The 19,095-nt window shown below is 32.6% G+C and carries 18 protein-coding genes; 6 read left to right on the forward strand and 12 right to left on the reverse strand.

The window, feature by feature from the left end:
* The first annotated feature begins 126 nt into the window (after positions 1-126).
* Complete coding sequence (locus AC1EUV_RS04365) at positions 127-1,284, forward strand: DNA polymerase III subunit (RefSeq protein ID WP_480197447.1); 1,158 nt, start codon at positions 127-129, stop codon at positions 1,282-1,284.
* Here the strand turns inward: AC1EUV_RS04365 and trhA are convergent.
* Together trhA and AC1EUV_RS04375 are read right to left on the reverse strand one after the other, a co-directional pair.
* Positions 1,281-1,931 carry a PAQR family membrane homeostasis protein TrhA gene (gene trhA, locus AC1EUV_RS04370; RefSeq protein WP_480197448.1) on the reverse strand — a complete coding sequence of 217 codons (651 nt, stop codon included), beginning with the start codon at positions 1,929-1,931 and terminating at the stop codon, positions 1,281-1,283. The two genes, AC1EUV_RS04365 and trhA, sit on opposite strands and share 4 nt — an antisense overlap.
* Positions 1,924-2,670, reverse strand: coding sequence for a lysophospholipid acyltransferase family protein (locus tag AC1EUV_RS04375; protein ID WP_480197449.1), 747 nt, complete (start codon positions 2,668-2,670; stop codon positions 1,924-1,926). The genes trhA and AC1EUV_RS04375 overlap by 8 nt, the downstream gene beginning before the upstream one ends.
* A gap of 115 nt (positions 2,671-2,785) precedes the next feature.
* On the opposite strand from AC1EUV_RS04375, the gene trpS reads away from it, so the two are divergent.
* Positions 2,786-3,754: a tryptophan--tRNA ligase gene (gene trpS, locus AC1EUV_RS04380; RefSeq protein ID WP_480197450.1), complete on the forward strand. Its 969-nt coding sequence runs from the start codon at positions 2,786-2,788 to the stop codon at positions 3,752-3,754.
* On the opposite strand, the gene AC1EUV_RS04385 is transcribed toward trpS, so the two are convergent.
* Genes AC1EUV_RS04385 through AC1EUV_RS04400 form a run of 4 tightly spaced genes read right to left on the reverse strand, consistent with a single transcriptional unit; the run spans position 3,751 to position 8,840 of the window.
* Complete coding sequence (locus AC1EUV_RS04385; RefSeq protein ID WP_480197451.1) at positions 3,751-4,788, reverse strand: NADP(H)-dependent aldo-keto reductase; 1,038 nt, start codon at positions 4,786-4,788, stop codon at positions 3,751-3,753. The genes trpS and AC1EUV_RS04385 overlap by 4 nt on opposite strands.
* A gap of 8 nt (positions 4,789-4,796) precedes the next feature.
* Positions 4,797-5,288, reverse strand: coding sequence for a GNAT family N-acetyltransferase (locus AC1EUV_RS04390; RefSeq protein WP_480197452.1), 492 nt, complete (start codon positions 5,286-5,288; stop codon positions 4,797-4,799).
* Positions 5,289-5,290: 2 nt separating this feature from the next.
* On the reverse strand, positions 5,291-6,478 hold the full coding sequence (locus AC1EUV_RS04395; RefSeq protein ID WP_480197453.1) for a phosphoglycerate kinase: 1,188 nt from the start codon (positions 6,476-6,478) through the stop codon (positions 5,291-5,293).
* Positions 6,479-6,518: 40 nt separating this feature from the next.
* Positions 6,519-8,840: a M28 family peptidase gene (locus AC1EUV_RS04400; RefSeq protein ID WP_480197454.1), complete on the reverse strand. Its 2,322-nt coding sequence runs from the start codon at positions 8,838-8,840 to the stop codon at positions 6,519-6,521.
* A gap of 122 nt (positions 8,841-8,962) precedes the next feature.
* Between AC1EUV_RS04400 and AC1EUV_RS04405 the strand changes: the two genes are divergently transcribed.
* Positions 8,963-9,427, forward strand: coding sequence for a CBS domain-containing protein (locus AC1EUV_RS04405; RefSeq protein WP_480197455.1), 465 nt, complete (start codon positions 8,963-8,965; stop codon positions 9,425-9,427).
* Positions 9,428-9,627: 200 nt separating this feature from the next.
* On the opposite strand, the gene AC1EUV_RS04410 is transcribed toward AC1EUV_RS04405, so the two are convergent.
* Positions 9,628-9,978: a hypothetical protein gene (locus AC1EUV_RS04410; RefSeq protein ID WP_480197456.1), complete on the reverse strand. Its 351-nt coding sequence runs from the start codon at positions 9,976-9,978 to the stop codon at positions 9,628-9,630.
* Positions 9,979-10,148: 170 nt separating this feature from the next.
* Between AC1EUV_RS04410 and AC1EUV_RS04415 the strand changes: the two genes are divergently transcribed.
* Positions 10,149-10,484 carry a single-stranded DNA-binding protein gene (locus AC1EUV_RS04415; RefSeq protein ID WP_480197457.1) on the forward strand — a complete coding sequence of 112 codons (336 nt, stop codon included), beginning with the start codon at positions 10,149-10,151 and terminating at the stop codon, positions 10,482-10,484.
* A gap of 77 nt (positions 10,485-10,561) precedes the next feature.
* Here AC1EUV_RS04415 and AC1EUV_RS04420 read toward each other — a convergent pair whose 3' ends face one another.
* The 4 genes from AC1EUV_RS04420 to metG form a co-directional block, all read right to left on the reverse strand.
* Positions 10,562-11,275, reverse strand: coding sequence for a YiaD family glycine zipper/OmpA-like lipoprotein (locus AC1EUV_RS04420; protein ID WP_480197458.1), 714 nt, complete (start codon positions 11,273-11,275; stop codon positions 10,562-10,564).
* A 4-nt stretch (positions 11,276-11,279) separates the two neighbouring features.
* Positions 11,280-11,750: a lipocalin family protein gene (locus AC1EUV_RS04425; RefSeq protein WP_480197459.1), complete on the reverse strand. Its 471-nt coding sequence runs from the start codon at positions 11,748-11,750 to the stop codon at positions 11,280-11,282.
* A 192-nt stretch (positions 11,751-11,942) separates the two neighbouring features.
* Positions 11,943-14,060: a Tex family protein gene (locus tag AC1EUV_RS04430; protein WP_480197460.1), complete on the reverse strand. Its 2,118-nt coding sequence runs from the start codon at positions 14,058-14,060 to the stop codon at positions 11,943-11,945.
* A 2-nt stretch (positions 14,061-14,062) separates the two neighbouring features.
* Entirely contained in the window at positions 14,063-16,117 is a 2,055-nt protein-coding gene (metG, locus tag AC1EUV_RS04435; protein WP_480197461.1) for a methionine--tRNA ligase, read from the reverse strand.
* Positions 16,118-16,363: 246 nt separating this feature from the next.
* Here metG and AC1EUV_RS04440 point away from each other — a divergent pair, with 246 nt between their 5' ends.
* Together AC1EUV_RS04440 and AC1EUV_RS04445 are read left to right on the forward strand one after the other, a co-directional pair.
* On the forward strand, positions 16,364-17,380 hold the full coding sequence (locus AC1EUV_RS04440) for a S66 peptidase family protein (protein ID WP_480197462.1): 1,017 nt from the start codon (positions 16,364-16,366) through the stop codon (positions 17,378-17,380).
* Positions 17,380-17,739, forward strand: a complete 360-nt coding sequence (locus tag AC1EUV_RS04445; RefSeq protein ID WP_480197463.1) for a YraN family protein — start codon at positions 17,380-17,382, stop codon at positions 17,737-17,739. Before AC1EUV_RS04440 ends, AC1EUV_RS04445 begins: the two co-directional genes overlap by 1 nt.
* Here AC1EUV_RS04445 and AC1EUV_RS04450 read toward each other — a convergent pair whose 3' ends face one another.
* The gene (locus AC1EUV_RS04450; protein ID WP_480197464.1) at positions 17,740-19,083 is read right to left on the reverse strand and encodes a thioredoxin-like domain-containing protein; all 1,344 of its coding nucleotides are present in this window, start codon (positions 19,081-19,083) and stop codon (positions 17,740-17,742) included. It abuts the gene before it with no gap.
* Positions 19,084-19,095 lie beyond the last annotated feature (12 nt).

Below are 19,095 nucleotides of genomic sequence, written 5' to 3' on the forward strand. Positions count from 1 at the left end.
TGTTTTATATTTTGAAACTGAACAATGTCAGTTTTAAATTCGTAAATCTATTATCAAGGGTAAAGATAGTGATAATTGACAAAAGAAAAATAAGCGGTTGAGGTTTCACTTTACTATATTTGCTCTATGCTATTTGCAGATATTATTGGGCAAGAAAAAGCCAAAAAACAGTTGATTCAATCTGTTAAAAACGGAAGGATACCTCATGCGCAATTATTTGTAACTCCAAAGGGTAGTGGAGCTTTACCATTAGCAATAGCTTATGCTCAATATATTTTATGTCAGAATACTGACGGAGAAAATATTACGGGTAACGAAGCTTGTAATTTAAAGTTCAATAAACTGATGCATCCTGATATGCATTTTGTATTTCCCGTAGCTGTTAATGTGAATGTTAAGAAGCACCCTGTTAGTGATTTATTTATTGGAGAATGGCGAGATTTTATTGCTAATAACGCTTATGGAGATTTATTCGATTGGTACCAGCAACTTGGTATAGAAAATAAACAAGGACAGATAGGAGTAGATGAAGCAGATAGTATAGTTAAAAAGTTGTCGCTTAAAGCTTATGAAGGTAATTTTAAAGTGATGTTGATTTGGATGGCTGAAAAGATGAATATTGCTGCTTCAAACAAGCTACTAAAGCTTATTGAAGAACCACCAGATAAAACAATTTTACTTTTAATTACTGAAGAAGAAGATAGTATACTAGATACTATTAAATCTAGATGTCAGGTAGTTAAACTATTTCCTTTAAGTGAAAACGAAATTAAGAGCGAACTATTAAAATTAGAACATGTTTCAGAAAATGAGGCAATTAAAGTTGCAAATCAAGCAGATGGTAACTGGAATAAAGCTCTGCAGCTAGCCCATAATAAGGATGTAGATGAGCAATTTGAACAATGGTTTATTACTTGGGTAAGAACTGCTTTTAAAGCTAAAGGTAATGCAGCTGTTGTTCAAGATTTAATAGGTTGGAGCGATGCGATAGCCGGTTCTGGACGTGAAGTTCAAAAAAACTTTTTACAATACTGTTTACAATTTTTTAGACAAGCTATGTTGAAGAATTACAAAGCTGACGAATTGGTTTTTTTAGAGCCGAAAACTTCTAATTTTAATCTAGAAAAATTTGCGCCTTTTGTTCATAGTGGCAATGTATTAGAAATTAGCAATGAACTCAATGATGCGATTTATCACATTGAACGAAACGGGAATGCTAAGATCATACTTCTAGATCTTTCGATAAAGCTTACGAGACTGCTACATCAAAAAGAAACTGTTTAATGCTTTAAGACATAATAATAAATTGCCATAAAGTGTGAAAAACTACCAAGTAATACAAAAACATGAAAAATAGCATGGTTATATTTTATTCTTTCAATACTATATAAAATGGCACCAACTGTATAAAAGACACCTCCAGAAGTTAACCAATACAGTCCATTTAAAGGCAAATTTTCTATAAGTGGTTTAATTGCAAAAATGATAATCCAACCCATTGCTACGTAGACAATGGTTGAAATTTTATCATAGCGCCCTGTATAGAAAAGTTTAAAGAAAACTCCAACAAGAGCAATTCCCCAAGTAACTCCAAAGATGGTCAAACCTAACCATCCTTTTAAAGTGACTAAAGTAAAAGGAGTATAGGTTCCAGCAATTAAAACATAGATAGCTGAATGATCTAAAATATTTAGCTTCTTACGTAGTTCAGGTTTTTGAGTATAGTGATAAAAAGTAGAAGCAGAATATAATAAAATGAGGCTAGCACCAAAAATAGTAAAGCTTACTATATGTTTTACATCACCATTTTTACTAGCATGAATAATTAATAAGATCAATGCTAAAATACTTAAAAGAAGACCTAAACCATGAGTGAGTACATTTAGTTTTTCTTCTGTTTTTGAATAGTATGTTAGATGTTTATCATCCATTTTTCTTCATGTCTTCAACAAGTTCGTTATAAATCAAATCAAAGGCTTGCTGTTTTAAAAACTCCATATTGTCTAAAGTCAATCCTTTAGTTTCTATAAACTTGTGAACCTTGACACGAAGTTTACCGGGCCAACCACTAAAGAACGCCCAAGAAAAGCGTTTCTTAACATCATAAAAAGTCATTGGTACAATTGGAATTTGATGCTCAATCGCCATTCTAAAAGCACCATTCTTGAAAGGAGCTAATGTTACACTTTCTTCAGGAACTAATCCTTCAGGGAAGATACAGATACTTAAACCTTGGTTTAATCTTTTTTGAGCACTTATGTAGACTTCTTTACGACTATTGGCATTACCGCGATCTACCAGTATACTTGTTTTTCTAGCTACGTAACCAAACACAGGAATTTTTTCTACTTCCTTTTTTCCTACAAAAACAGCAGGATTTTTCATTACAGAAAGCATCAACATTACATCAATGAGCGAGGCATGATTTGCAATGAACATATAATTTTTGTTTGGTAAAATCTCTTGCTCGTATTCTACTACTGGTTTAAAACCCATTACAAAAACAATGGTTTTACCCCATGCTATTGCAATCTTAAAAAAGGTTTTATAATAGCGCTCATCATAAATTACAAACACTAAAAGAGGTAACGCAAATAGAATGGTAAAAAAGACCCATCCATAAAACCAAGCTCGCCAAAAGATGCGAAAAATGTTTTTGAAAAACTCCATTGCAGCCAAAAATAGTAATTAATTATTAGTAAATATTTTTCCTTTTTAAATCCCTATTTTTGCGGTTAAAGACCGATTTATTATCTAATTAAAACAGGATAAATAAAATTATTTAATGGCAAGAATACTTACAGGCGTACAAAGTACAGGAACCCCACATTTAGGGAATTTATTAGGCGCAATCATCCCGGCAATTGAAATGGCAAATGACCCAAAAAATGATTCTTTTTTGTTCATTGCCAATATGCATACGCTTACTCAGATTAAAGATGGTGACGTTATAAAAGAGAACACTTATAGTACAGCAGCGACGTGGTTGGCATTTGGTTTAGATATAGAAAAAACGGTTTTTTATCGCCAAAGTGATATACCAGAAGTATCGGAATTGTCATGGTATTTAAGCTGTTTTTTTCCGTATCAAAGATTGACATTAGCTCATAGTTTTAAAGATAAATCGGATCGTTTAGAAGATGTAAATGCTGGATTATTTACATATCCGATGCTTATGGCTGCTGATATTTTATTGTATGATGCTGATATTGTACCAGTAGGGAAGGATCAGTTGCAGCATTTAGAAATGTCTCGTGATGTAGCTAATAGGATTAACCATCAAGTGGGAAATATTTTAGTACCACCTCAAGCAAAAATTCAAGATGATACCATGTTAGTTCCTGGTATAGATGGTGAAAAAATGAGCAAATCTAGAGGGAATGTAATCAATCTGTTTTTAGATGATAAAAAATTGCGAAAGCAAATCATGAAAATTCAAACAGATAGTACGCCATTAGAAGAACCAAAAAATCCAAATACTTGTAATTTATTTGCACTTTATAAATTAGTTGCAAATGAAGATCAAATAACTGATATGCGTGCCAATTATTTAGGAGGTAATTATGGTTATGGTCATGCTAAGCAAGCTTTCTTTGAGCTGTTAATTACTAAGTTTGGTAAACAACGTGAGCTATATAGTCATTATATGAATAACTTAAATGAAGTTGATGACGCACTAGCAATTGGAGCTGAAAAAGCCCGAATAGTTGCACAAGAAGTTTTGGAAAGAGTTCGAGAAAAATTAGGGTATTAAGCGGCTGGGTTCGGCATTATAGCATGTACAGCATTAATTTCATCAATGATTTTTTGGGATAATTCTACATTAATACTACCAATATTTTCTTTTAGCTGACTCATTTTTGATGCTCCAATAATATTACTAGTTACAAACGGTAATTGATTTACAAAAGCTAATGATAATTGTGCCAATGTAAGATTATGTTTATCAGCAATGCCTTTGTAAGCGATTACGGCTTTTTCTGATTCTTTACTGCTATACCTGTTATAATTAGGGAACAACGTAACACGGGCATCACTTGGCATATTGCCATTTAAATATTTGCCAGAAAGTACACCAAATGCCAATGGAGAGTAGGGAATAAGACCAATATTTTCGCTCAAACAGACTTCAGAAAGATTGGTTTCAAAACTTCTATGTAGTAATGAATATGAGTTTTGTAAAGTAATCATTCTTGGTAATCCTTTTTGTTTAGATTCTTCAAGATATCGCATAACTCCCCAAGCAGATTCGTTAGAAAGACCGATATGTCTAATCTTGCCGGCCTTCATATGTTCTTCAAGCGACTCTAATATTTCTGCAAAATTATCATGCCATTGAGTCTCTTGATGATATGGATAATCTCTAACACCAAAACAATTTACAGGCCTTTCGGGCCAATGTAATTGATACAGGTCAATATAATCTGTTTGTAAGCGCTTTAAACTGCCTTCAATTGCTTCTGTAATAGCACGTTTACTAAAACCATCTTTACGTATATGTGCAGTATAAGGTCCTGCTCCAGCAATTTTACTTGCCAATATCACCTTATCACGGTTACCGGTTTTTTTAAACCATGTGCCAATAATTTTTTCTGTCGATCCGTAAGTCTCGGCTTTAGCAGGAACTGAGTAAAGCTCTGCCGTATCAAAAAAATTAACACCTTGTTCTAAGGCATAATCCATTTGTTCATGACCTTCTGCTTCTGTATTCTGCTGACCCCAAGTCATAGTGCCAAGGCATATTTTACTAACTTTTATATCCGTATGTGGTAATGTTGTGTATTTCATATAATAATTCAGATTAGATTTTTAGTGAAAACCCAGTATTTTTTACCCAGTCTTTGAACTTCTTTTTGTCTCTTAAAACCCATTTTTTCATACATGTTTCTGGCAACATCCATGAATTCTGATGTATGTAACGCTATTACTTTTTCGTTGGTTTCTTTGGCATAATCAATACATAAATGGGTAAGTTTTTTTCCAATTCCTAAGCCTCTAAATTTTGGTATCACACCTAATGAACGAATATAGCAAACATCGCTAGAATATAAATCAGTAGGATTACCGCTAGAGAAAAAATAAATAACTCCTGTAATTTGATTATTTATTTCACAAACGAAAAGGATGCTTTTATCAATCAAGATTTTTACATTATCGTCATCGTTTAATATCTGACTAAGTTTCTTCCAGTTTTTATGGTCTAAAATTTTAGAATACTCAGAATAAGATAGTAATCCAACATCTTTACATTGTTCTAAATCACTAATATTTCCTTTTCTGAAAATCAAAATTAACTCAGTATAGCTTCAATTCCTGGTAATGTTTTCCCTTCTAGCATTTCCAGCATAGCGCCTCCGCCAGTAGAAACATAACTTACTTTATTTTCAAAACCGAATTGTTTCACAGCAGCTACAGAATCTCCTCCACCAACTAATGAAAAAGTTCCTTCTGAAGTAGCGTCTGCAATGGCATTACCTAATTCGATGGTTCCTCTGGCAAATTTTTTCATTTCAAAAACACCAAGAGGGCCATTCCACAAAATGGTTTTAGAATCAGCAATAACAAATGAAAAACCAACATTTGTTTTAGGCCCAGCATCTAAGCCCATCCATCCATCGGGAATTTCATTTGCAGGAAATATTTGGGTATTTGCTTCCTCACTAAAAGCATTTGCAGCAACAACATCAATTGGTAAATGAATCCTTGTGTTTTTTTGTTTGGCTAAATTCAGAATGTCTTGTGCAAGATCTAATTTATCATCTTCAACTAAAGAATCACCAATTTTGCCTCCCTTAACTTTAATAAAAGTGAATGCCATACCACCACCAATAATAATATTATCTACTTTATCTAAAATGTTTTCAATTACATCTATTTTAGAAGAAACTTTAGCACCACCAATAACAGCTGTTACAGGCTTTTCACTATCATGTAATACTTTTTTGATGCTTTCTATTTCTGCTGCCAAAAGATACCCAAAACATTTTTTTTCTTTAAAAAATTGAGCAATAATTGCCGTTGAAGCATGTGCTCTATGCGCAGTACCGAAAGCATCGTTTACATAAATATCACCAAGTTTAGATAATTGCTCTGCAAAAGCAACATCACCAGCTTTTTCCTCCGCAAGAAAACGTAAATTCTCAAGCAAAAGGACTTGGCCTGCTTGGAGTTCATCAGCAGCTTTTTCAGCAATTTCTCCCACACAGTTTGATGCAAACTTTACTTTTACACCGATAATTTCACTTACAGCCTCGATTATATGGCTTAATGAAAACTTATCTTCTATACCTTTTGGGCGACCCAAATGAGACATTAATATACAACTACCACCATCTTCTAAAATTTTAATAATGGTTGGCTTTGCAGCTTGGATGCGAGTGTCATCTGTTATAATAAACTCATTATCCAACGGAACATTAAAGTCTACACGGATAAGTGCTTTTTTATCTTTAAAGTTAAAATCATCTATGGTTATCATTGCCTAAATTTTTGAGAAGACCAAAGATACTAGTTATGACTTATTTTTTACTGAACTCAATTTGTTTTTTTATAATGATAGCATCATTAACTACAAAAGGCATTGGCATCATAATTTCTGAACGAGGTGTGATATTAAAATTCGGATTTTCTAGTAGATCATAGCCTACTTCATAAAGGGTTAATTTAGGAATATCTTCTTTTGGAATTGAGAATTGAATATTTAATATAGAATCTTTAGATGTAAGATAATAGGAAAGAATTTTGCTATAGTTTTTAGTATCAAAAACAAAGTCTTTACCCTTTTTATTCTCTAATTTAAATTTGTTGATAGATAATGTCTTAATTATGAAATCTGAATTAGCTATTATTTCAATACGATTAGCTTTGCGTTGAGGTTTAATAGAAAACTCTATAAAACGTAGCTCATTAGTAATAGTGTCTTTATTAATATCAATTACTGGTTGTAAGATTGGTTTGACGTCTGCTTTTTTATGAAGTTTTATTCCTCTATTGTACTTACTGCTCGTTGTGTTAGAGTCATAGCCTCCTTTTACAGAATTTTCCCCTAAAAACTGTTTTGTATATTCATCTAAAGAATTGTTATAAGTAGCCCAATAGGCTTCGTTTTTATCGACATCTAATACATAATTTATACTATTGGGCTTTTTTCTATCAACAGTATAGGATGATTGAAAAGATGCTGTTATGAATAAAATAACCGAAAGCAATAAAAACAAACGACCTAGTTTAATCTTTTGATAATTTGAAAAAATAGGAACTAATAATCCGAATAACAAAACTATAAATGTAGTGCTAACCATTAAGATTTTTAAACCTAAGCCTACTGGAAACATTTGTATCATGGGAACAAATAAGATAAGAATAGGTATTGATAAAATAGTAGTCCACAATAATTTGCTTTTTTCTGAAGCATTAGAAAATAAAAGTATTGCTAAACAAATAACCCCAAACAATGCTGCTGTTATAAAATAGGCTGCTCCTTTAAGATATAATGCAACGGCTATATTAATGGCAATCCATAATATAATTGGAGTAATAAATAAGTTAGATGATTTGTATTTTTTAAAATATCTTTTATAAACGATAAAACAAATAGCCAATGTTAATACAGAGAATGCGGCAATATATAAGTGCCCATTATATGTAAACCCATGTTGAATATCATTGTATTGAGGGTGGGTTACTTTTAAGAATTCCCAACCATACTTTGCTAAAATTCCTGAAATAATAAGTGAAAGTAATAACGGTATAAATCCTTTAAAGATTTCTTTTCCATTTAGTTTTCCTTGTGATAATCCATAAAATAATAATCCTAAGAAAAGAATTATCGTAATAATTAAAGAAGGTACAATCCAAGAAAACGGATAATATACCATTCCTATAAAAGGAAAATTAAAATAAACATAATCTTCCTGAGATTTTAAGTTTGACAAATCAGCATCAGCAAAATAATTTAATAAGGGCATTAAATAGGTACCTTGATGTTCTAGCGTATTTTTATCTAACCGTTCATGGCTGTCTTGTACCGTATGGTAATCGAAATGATCATCGATAAAAGCAAAATTAAACCCATCTATGTCACCCTTTTCTCTAAAAACAGTTAGGTCTGTATCGTTAGGTAACATTTTATATATACTATACATTAATGAGGTAGCCACAGGGTATTTAGAATTTCCTTTTTGGAATTCTTGAATTAAATTTTTGTTGCCACCATTAGTTTCCATTAGCATATAGCTTGGCCCACCGCTACCGCGCGCTTCAAAATTTAAAACCAGTCCAACATCTTTAGCCCATGGATGTTTTTTTACAAAAACGTGAGCTCCTAATAAACCTAACTCTTCGCCATCAGAGATAAGAATAATGATATCATTCTTTGGTTGTTTACCAGAAGCGAGATAGGCTCTTAAACCTTCTAAAATTGTTACAATGCCGCTACCTGCATCACTGGCCCCAATTGCTGAATGTGGATCGGAATCATAATGTGATAACAATAGCAAGGCTTTACTACTATCGGCACCTTTAATCTTAGCAAGAATATTTTGCACAGTAGTACCTTCTCGCCATTTTTTCTCTATAATTATTTCCTCTTGAACTTCAGTTTCTAATCCTAATTTCTCGAGTTCAGTTATAATATAATCTCGAACATTTTTATGATCTTTTGAGCCTACATAATGAGGTTCTTTAGAGATTTCTTTCAATTGTGCTAAAGCTCTTTCAGTAGAGAATTCTGTTAATGGTATCGAAGCATCTGAAATAGATTGGGGCATCAATGAATAAAAACTAAAATAGATAGTTGCAGTGAGAATCAGAAAAGAAATAGCCAGCGCATATTTTTTCATTGTATAAATTTAGAGTTGGTTAAAAGTAGCTAAAAATGCGGAAATCAAATTTTGTCAAGGGTTTAGTAATGTCAACTTTAAGAAATATTACCTATATTTAAAAGGTATAAATTACTATTGTTATGGGTATTAAAAGTTTTCAGGGGCGTAGAAGTCCAGCAAAAAAGGAAGAGTTAAAACCAGCGATTGTTTCTGATTATATGACAAAAAAGCTGATTACGTTCAAACCAGATCAATCTGTTTCTGATGTTATGCAAACCTTAATCAAAAATAAAATTTCTGGAGCACCTGTTGTGAATGAAAAAAATGAATTGTTAGGAATTATTTCTGAAGGAGATTGTATCAAACAAATATCTGAAAGCAGGTATTATAATATGCCTATGGATAATGATACCGTTGATAAACATATGGTTAAAAATGTTGAAACTATAGATGGTAATTTGAATATTTTTGATGCGGCCAAGCAATTTTTAGAATCGAGACGAAGACGATTTCCGATAGTTGAAGATGGAAAGTTAGTTGGGCAGATAAGCCAAAAGGACATTTTAATAGCTGCTTTAGAGCAAAAAGGACAGAATTGGAAATAAAAAAAGTCCACTGTTAAGTGGACTTCCAAGAATAACTAACAAATACTACTATGTTAGTTAACACTTCCTTTAAAGGGGATAAAAAAGGAAGTAAGAGTTTTCTCCAGTCTTCAGGAACTATTAAACAACTTAACTTAAGAATTTCCTAGTAATAATTTTTTCTTCTGGCGAATTTTATAAACTCTACTTAAGAGTAAAAGTTAATCACTTTTTACTAATAAGTACATTTCATTTTCTAATGGTAAATAACCCTGATCGTATATGTAGTAATATGTGTTGCCTGTTTTTGTAGTATATATTGAAGTGAAAAATCGAAAATTAAAACCTTTATCGTATAATTTATTTCTACTTACTTTGGTTTTACCCGTTTTATTAAGATCAGAAAGCACTTTGTAATTTTTTCGTAAACGATTATTTATGTTTCGTATAAGGTTTTTACTTTCTTTATTAACCTTGTTGTTATAGGTATTACGGCAATAGTCTGAGCAGAATTTCTTATCGATTCTGCCCACTACTTTCTCACCACATTCTAAACATTTTCTATGAGACATTTCATGTATATAGATGCCTACAAATATATAAAATATTCAATTACATTCATTTACAATCGAAAGTAAACGTTTAACAACTGATAATATTTTTCTTTCTCATACATCTTTGCATTGTTGAATTGAACAAATGATATTCAATAGACTTAACTGTTAAACGATAAATTAAAATTATGAACACACTTAGAAACAAAGTACAGTTGATTGGTAACTTAGGAAATAACCCAGAAATTCTAACTTTAGACTCTGGTAAAAAATTAGCAAAATTCTCTATTGCAACAAACGACATTTACAAAAATGCAAAAGGAGAAAAAGTAATAGATACGCAATGGCATAATGTTGTGGCTTGGAATAAGACTGCAGAAATAATCGAAAAATATGTGGTTAAAGGGAATGAAGTTGCTATAGAAGGTAAATTGACTTCAAGAAGTTATGAAGATAAAAATGGCGAAAAAAAATATATAACAGAAATAGTTTGCAATGAATTATTAATGTTAGGTGGGAAATAGTTATTTGAAAAAGTTTAGAATTAAAAAGAGCGACCATTTGGCCGCTCTTTTTCTTTAATTCTTCTTTATTTTTTAGATTAATTACCTGCTTCTTTTTTGGCATCGTTAATCATTTTATCGCCGGCTAGAATAACAATATTTACTCTTCTGTTTTTTGCTCTACCTGAAGCAGTGCTATTATCCGCCATTGGTTTGTCTTCACCAAACCAGTTTACATTTAATCTAGAACCACTAATACCGCTATTGTTTCTAAAGTAATTAGATACTGCATTAGCTCTATTTTTCGAAAGTGTCATATTATAGCCACCGTCACCTGTACTGTCTGTATGACCAACAACTAACAACTTGGTATCACTATACTCTTTAAAAACATTTGCCAATTTATTCAGCGTTTGTTGAGAGGTATTATTTACTGCATATTTATTCGTGTCAAAATAGATACCACCACCTTTGTTTTCATCAAAGGTTACAACAATAGCTTCATCAATTCGCTCAACTTCAGCACCAGGTACTTCATTTTCAATTTTCTGAGCTTGTTTGTCCATTTTACGACCTATCAATACACCAGCCGTTCCACCAACTACACCACCAATTATAGCACCAAGTTCACCGTTACCACCTTTACCAACATTGTTACCAATTATAGCTCCGATAACGGCACCACCAGCGGCTCCAATAACACCACCTTTTTGCGCATTATTTGCATTTTGAATTGCCTTACAGTTAATTAAACTAAACACAATAACTAAGGCTAAAGTTGTTGAAAATAGTTTTTTGCTTATTGTTTTCATAGTATTATTTTTTAGAAAAATTCATATTAATTTTAAATGGCTTACCATCTACAGAAACTGTTTGTTGCCATTGCATATTGGTATCAGAAATTTGCGTTAATTGTAGTCTAAAACCTTCGTTAGTTTCTGACTTTTTCTTTTCATTAACTGGTTTTAATAAAAATCCTTGATAACCAGTTGCACCATCCACATCTTCTACTGTAAAGATGAAATTTCTAGTACCAGATGTACATCCATTACTTGTAATAGCATAGGTGCCGGAATTATTGTTAGGTATAAACTGCCAGTTACTACCTTCAAAACATTCTTTTGAAGCATCTTTTAACAACTTAATACTATAGGTGCCAGTTTCGCTATAGGTTATTGTATTTAAAACCCAATCACCTTTAATAGTTTTTTTAGATTGTTGTACTTGTTTTGAAGTACCACAAGAAAGCATTGCTAAAGCAATTACACTTAAAATTATATTTTTCATATCGATTTAATTTAAACGCAATATGACTTAAAAATCTAAAGAATTTCTAAAGAAATAAATTTTTGCAATAGCCTGATTTCTTTAGATTTACTTCAGATTTATATATTATTTTTGACCCAGAAATCAACCATTAGTAAAACTAATGTTCCAAATAAAAGTCTCCTCCCGTACAGTTCGGCATTGGAGGCTTTTTTATTTATGTAGTTTCAACTGAATTCGCTTTCTAGCGATATCTACTTGCAGAACTTTTACAATAACTTGCTGATGTAAGCTCACATGCTCATTTACATCTTTTACAAAAGTATCTGATAAGTTTGAAACGTGTATCAAACCACTTTCTTTGATGCCGATGTCTACAAAACAACCAAAATTGGTAATATTATTTATAATACCTGGCAATAATTGACCTTCTCGCAAGTCATTAATGGCTTTAATGTTTTGATCAAAAGTAAAAACCTTCGCCTTTTCTCTAGGGTCTAATCCTGGTTTTTCTAATTCTTTAATAATATCTTCTAATGTTGGTAAACCAATTGCTTTAGTACAATACTTTTCAAGATTTACTTTTTTTAGAATAGCTGAATTTCCGATTAAATCAGAAATAGATACATTTTGATCTTTAGCAATTTGTTCTACAATAGAATAACTTTCAGGATGTACAGCCGAATCATCTAACGGGTTCTTCGCGTTTTTAATACGTAGGAAACCAGCACCTTGTTCATAAGCTTTTCCACCCAATCGAGTCACTTTTTTAATTGATGATCTAGAAGTAAATGCACCATTTTCATCGCGGTGATTTACAATATTTTCTGCTAGTTTTGCACCAATACCAGAGACATAACTCAATAGAGATTCACTGGCAGTATTAATATTTACACCAACCGTATTCACACAACTTTCAACTACGGTATCGAGTGATTTCTTCAATTTAGTTTGATCAACATCGTGTTGATATTGCCCTACACCAATAGATTTTGCATCAATCTTTACCAATTCGGCTAAAGGATCTGCTAAACGACGCCCAATAGACACTGCGCCTCGAACGGTAACATCGTAATTAGGGAATTCGTCACGAGCAATTTTTGATGCAGAATAAATAGAAGCACCTGCTTCACTTACTACAAATACCTGAAGTTCATTTTTGAACTGAATACGTTTTATTAATTGTTCAGTTTCTCTTGATGCCGTACCATTTCCGATGGCAATTGCTTCAATTTTATAAGCATCAACTAACGAACTTATCTTTTTTATAGCACCTTTGCGATCGTTTTGTGGCGGATGAGGAAAGATAGTTTCATTATGTTTTAATCTACCTTGAGCATCTAAACAAACCACTTTACAGCCAGTTCTAAATCCTGGATCAATAGCCAAAATTCGTTTTTCACCCAAAGGAGATCCTAGCAACAATTGCTTTAGGTTTTTAGCAAAAACAGTAATGGCAGCTTCGTCGGCTTTTTCTTTAGCAACTGATAGGGCTTCGTTTGATAATGCAAGAAACAACAATCGTTTATAAGCATCTTCTATTGCTAAAAGAATTTGCTTAGAACAATCGTTATTAGAACGAATAATTCTATCTTCAATTTTTGTTAAAGCTCTTTCGTTGTCTATTTCAATTTTTGCACGGATAAACCCTTCGTTTTCAGCTCTCAAAATAGCTAATAAACGATGTGAGGGAATTCTACTTAATGATTCGTTCCAGTCAAAATAGTCTTTAAATTTTTGAGCTTTTTCGTCATCAATTTTGGCTTTTATCGCTTTTGTAGATATGGTTGCAAAACGTTCTAATTGATATCTAATATTATTTCGAATATCCGTTCTTTCGTTAATCCATTCTGCAATAATATAACGAGCTCCTTGTAAAGCATCTTCAACAGATGTAATATCTCCTTTTACATATCTAAATGTGATAGACTCAATATCATTCGCATTTTGAGCCATAATAATTTTAGCCAAAGGCTCTAGGCCATTATTACGTGCAGTTTCCGCTTTGGTTTTGCGCTTCTTTTTATAAGGTAAGTAGATGTCTTCTAAAGAAGTGATATCAGAACAGTTATAGATTTTTTGTTTTAACTCATCAGTTAGAACATCTTGCTCTACCAAAGCTTTTAAAATACCTTCTTTACGCTTTTCAAGAGCTTCGAATTGCTCTTTGTGCTTTACTATATCACCAATTTGTACTTCATCTAAATTACCTGTACGCTCTTTTCGATAGCGAGCAATAAACGGAATAGTACAATCTTCATTTAATAATTCAATGGTGCTTTGAATTGATTTTTGAGGAAGACTAGTTTTCGAAGTAATGAAGTGAATCATAACTAACTTATCTGCTGTCCGTTAGTAACAGCTCTTTCAGGCTCAACAAAAGCTAATTTTCCATCATGTGTATCGGCCATAAGAATCATGCCTTGACTCTCTACACCTCGAATTTTTCTAGGAGCCAAATTACACAGTACAGTCACTTGTTGCCCGATAATGTCTTTAGGTGAAAAAGTTTCTGCAATACCAGAAACAATAGTTCTAGTGTCAATGCCTACATCAACTTTTAATTGCAGTAATTTTTTGGTTTTTGGTACTTTCTCAGCTTCTAAAATAGTACCAACACGTATATCGAGCTTGGTAAAGTCATCAAACTCAATAGTATCTTTTTGAGGTTCTACAGTTTTATTAGCCTGTTCGTTTGCTTTTTTAGAAGCTTCTAATTTGTCTAGTTGTTTTTGAATCTCCGCATCTTCAATTTTTGAGAACAACAATTCTGACCTGCCTATTTGGTGACCAGAAGAAATAAGTTCTTTGTTTTCTGGAACATCAGACCAACTCAATTCATTTTCTAAGTTTAGAATAGATTTTAACTTCTTTGATGTAAACGGTAAAAAAGGCTCACACAAAACAGCTAAACCAGAAGCGATTTGTAGCGCAATATTCATAATGGTTTTTACACGCTCTTCATCTTCTTTAATTACCTTCCAAGGTTCTTCATCAGCCAAATATTTATTTCCTAAACGAGCGAGATTCATTAATTCATTTAACGCTTCTCTAAAGCGATAACGTTCTATAGATTTAGTAATAATCTGAGGATATTTTCGCAGTTGTTCCAAAGTTTCTTCATCAACTTCAGATAACTTACCTTGTTCAGGTACAACTCCATTGTAGTATTTGTTAGTTAGCACCACAACACGATTGATAAAATTCCCAAAAATGGCAACCAGTTCATTGTTGTTTCTTGCCTGAAAATCTTTCCAAGTAAAGTCATTGTCTTTTGTTTCTGGTGCATTTGCTGTTAAAGTATAACGCAATACATCTTGTTTATCTGGAAACTCTTCTAAATATTCATGCAGCCAAACTGCCCAATTTTTTGAAGTCGATAATTTATTTCCTTCAAGGTTTAAAAATTCATTAGCTGGTACATTATCTGGCAATATATAATTGCCATCTGCTTTTAACATACTAGGGAAGATGATACAGTGAAATACAATATTATCCTTACCAATAAAATGTAATAGCTTGGTATCTTTATCTTTCCAATAAGGTTCCCAATCTTTGCCCTCGCGTTCTGCCCATTCTTTAGTAGCCGAAATATATCCAATAGGTGCATCGAACCATACGTACAATACTTTGCCTTCTCCACCCTCTACCGGAACAGGAATTCCCCAATCAAGATCGCGAGTAACTGCTCTTGGTTTTAGTCCGTCATCTATCCAAGATTTGCATTGCCCGTATACATTTGGTTTCCAGTCAATTTTATGACCTTCTAAAATCCATTCTTTTAAAAATCCTTCATATTGATCTAAAGGTAAAAACCAATGTTTTGTTTGTTTTAAGGAGGGAACATTCCCAGTAATGGCAGATTTCGGATTAATTAAATCTGTTGCATTATGACTGGTACCACAATTCTCGCATTGATCGCCATAACTTTCTTCGAAACCACATTTTGGACAAGTACCCACAACAAAACGATCTGCTAAAAACTGATTTGCTTCAGCGTCATAAAGTTGTTGATTGGTTTCTTCTACAAACTGCCCATTTTCGTACATCTTTTTAAAGAATTCAGACGCGGTTTCGTGATGTACTTTGGCAGAAGTGCGCGAATAGTTGTCAAATGAAATTCCGAAATCTTCAAAAGACTTCTTAATGATTGTATGGTATTTATCAATGATCTCCTTAGGTGATACACCTTCTTTTTTTGCACGCATCGGTATAGCAACACCATGTTCATCACTACCGCAGATGTAGATAACATCTTTTCCGCGCAAGCGTAAATAACGTGCATAAATATCAGCAGGCACATAAACTCCAGCCAAATGACCAATATGAATAGGGCCGTTAGTGTAAGGTAATGCAGCTGTAATAGTATATCTTTTCGGTGTAGTCATCTTCAAAAATTGTAAGGGCAAAAGTAAGAAAAACGCGCTACACCAAATGAGTTTTGAAATGGTAATAAAGAAATTAGAATATTTTTTTGATGGTCTAGGCAAAAAATTTCAGCATAGCACTAGCTACGGTTAAATTTTTTAACGAAGAATAGCGGCAAAAGAAGTGATTTCTTGCAGCTGTTTTAATACTTATTTGGTGTTAAGTACGTTTATAGATAAAAATGTATTTTTACAAAAAGTAGCATAATGATTAAAGGCAAATTTTATAGAAATTTATTCATTGTTGTGCTAATGTTTAACATGACATTTTGTTTTTCGCAAAAGCGTAAGGCAAAAATTATCAATTCGCCACTTATGCAAGCCCCCTATTTACAAAAAGGTGACACAGTAATGATTTTGGCTACCGCAGGAATTATTTCTGATTCTACCATTATTGATAACGGTATTGAACTCTTAAAAAGTTGGGGATTAAAAGCAAAGCTTGGTGAAAATTTATACAAACCGAATGGTCATTTTGCAGGAACAGATGAAGAACGCGTCAAAGACTTTCAAAAGGCATTAGATGACCCTTCTATTAAAGCAATTTGGTGCGCTCGAGGCGGATATGGAACCGTTCGTATTGTCGATCATTTAGACTTTTCTAATTATGAAAAGAACCCGAAATGGATCATTGGTTTTTCTGATGTTACCGTAATACATAATGCTATACATAATAGAGGTGGAGAATCGCTGCATGCCTTGATGCCTTCTACATTAAAATTAGGAAACGAAGAGCAACAAGCATCGCAAGAATCGTTGCGAAAAGCGTTGTTTGGAGAGGAAATTGAGTATGAATTTGAAAGCTCTAAATTCAACAAAAAAGGAAAAGCGAAAGGGCAGTTAATCGGAGGAAATCTTTCCATTTTATATAGTGTATTGGGTTCTGAAACCTCAATGAACACTGACGGAAAAATCCTCTTTGTTGAAGATCTAGGAGAATATGCATACCATATTGATAGAATGATGCGTAACCTAAAGCGTAATGGTTATTTCGACAATTGTTATGGCTTAGTTGTTGGCGGTGTTACTAAGGTAAGAGAAAATGATGTTGAGTTTGGTAAGCCCGTAGAACAAATCATTTTAGATGTTATAGAAGAATACGATTTTCCTGTAGTTTTTGACTTCCCTGCTGGGCATATAAGAGATAATAGAGCGTTGATTTTAGGTAGAGAGATTTCATTAAAAGTTCGTGATAATAAAACCATTGTTAAGTTTAAGAACTAGTGGCACAACATAACGAACTTGGTAAAAAAGGCGAACAGCTTGCTTTAGAATTTTTACAGAGTAAAGGCTATACTATTTTAGATAAAAACTGGCGTTACCAAAAAGCTGAGGTTGATATTATTACTCAAAAAGAAAACACGTTGGCTGTTATTGAAGTAAAAACACGTTCTACTTCAGATTTTGGTAACCCTCAAGATTTTGTAAACCCCAAGAAGATAAGATTACTGGTTTCTGCAATTGATGAATATGTAATATCTAAAGATTTAGATGTAGAAGTGCGGTTTGATATTATTGCTATTGTTAAAAATGGTAATAATTTTTCTATTGAGCATTTAGAAGATGCTTTTTTGCATTTTTAATTACTTATTTAAAAATGCCTTTAATTCCTTTACGTCATCAGGTTTTGCAAGAATCTTCTTTTTAGAATCTAAAAAATAGAAAGAAGGTGTAGCATTGACACCATATATATTAGCAAACTTATTTTTCCATTTGTCTTTGCCATACACATGTGTCCAATTAGGGTATTTAGCAATTTCTTTTTGCCAGTTAGCAGTACTTTGCTCATCTTCTAAACCAACAGCCACCACATGCACATTCGGTTTGTCTTTTAAATATTCTTTAAGTAATGGTAATTCTTTTAAACAATGTGAGCAGCCAGAACTCCAGAACACCACCAAATAATTAGCTGAACCATATAATTTGTGTAGAGTCTTTTGCTCGCCATTTTCATCCCATAAAATATTAGGTGCTATATTACCTAAAGCAGTACGCAATTGCCCTTTTATGTCATTTATAAATGCTGCATCTTGTAATTCTTTTGGTAGTTGTAAGTAGTGATTGATCATATAATTGGTCATTACCACATCTTGTTGTTGCGCAAAATTATACAACAAACTTTCTTGAACATCTTTAGAAAAAGTCTGATTCGATTTAATTTTTTCTAACACCAGATTAATGGCTTCTTTTCTTAAAGCAGTTTGTGTTTCGGAGTCATCGGTACTATTCAGATAAAAAATAAAATCATTGATCTTATCGTGTTTAAATGTAGAATTGTCTAGCGCCGCATTATTAAAATCTATATTGTCAAAAAAATGTGTTTGAGTCTCTTTTAAATAATCTGTCGAAGATTTTATTGGCTCAGGAGCATTATATCGAGCACTTGCTTTAATAAAATGACTGGCTAATTGCCCTAGAGATTCACGCTCAAAAGTAGTTTGAATTTTATCTAACAAAGCTTTATTTTTTTGATATGCAGCTTTTATTTTGGTATCATCTAAAGAGGTAGAACTAAAATAAGCTACCTGTAACGAATCTAATTTTTTTTCTGTTTTTGTAATTGCTCGTAGATAATCAGAATATAGCTTGTTATTTTTCGATTTGTGAAACTGAACCAAACTGCTAGGATGCTTTGGATGAAAGTTAAACTCGATGTCTTCATTATCATAAATTACATCTACAAATAATTGGTTTTGATTGTCATAGATCAATCTGTAAACTCCACTTGTTGCACTTTTGGGTACTGTTATTTGAAACTTACCATCTTTTATAGAATCATAAGCTACAAAATCTTGTTTAGCACCTTGCAGTTTATATAATAGCATCCAAGGATAATTTTCTGCAGGATGCATTTCACCTTTTATAGTGTGTTGTGCATTACTAAGAAATGCTGTAAAAACAAAAAGACAAAATAATTTTTTGATCATAGTAGAAGATTT

The sequence above is a fragment of the Maritimimonas sp. 2304DJ26-3 genome, from assembly GCF_056591635.1.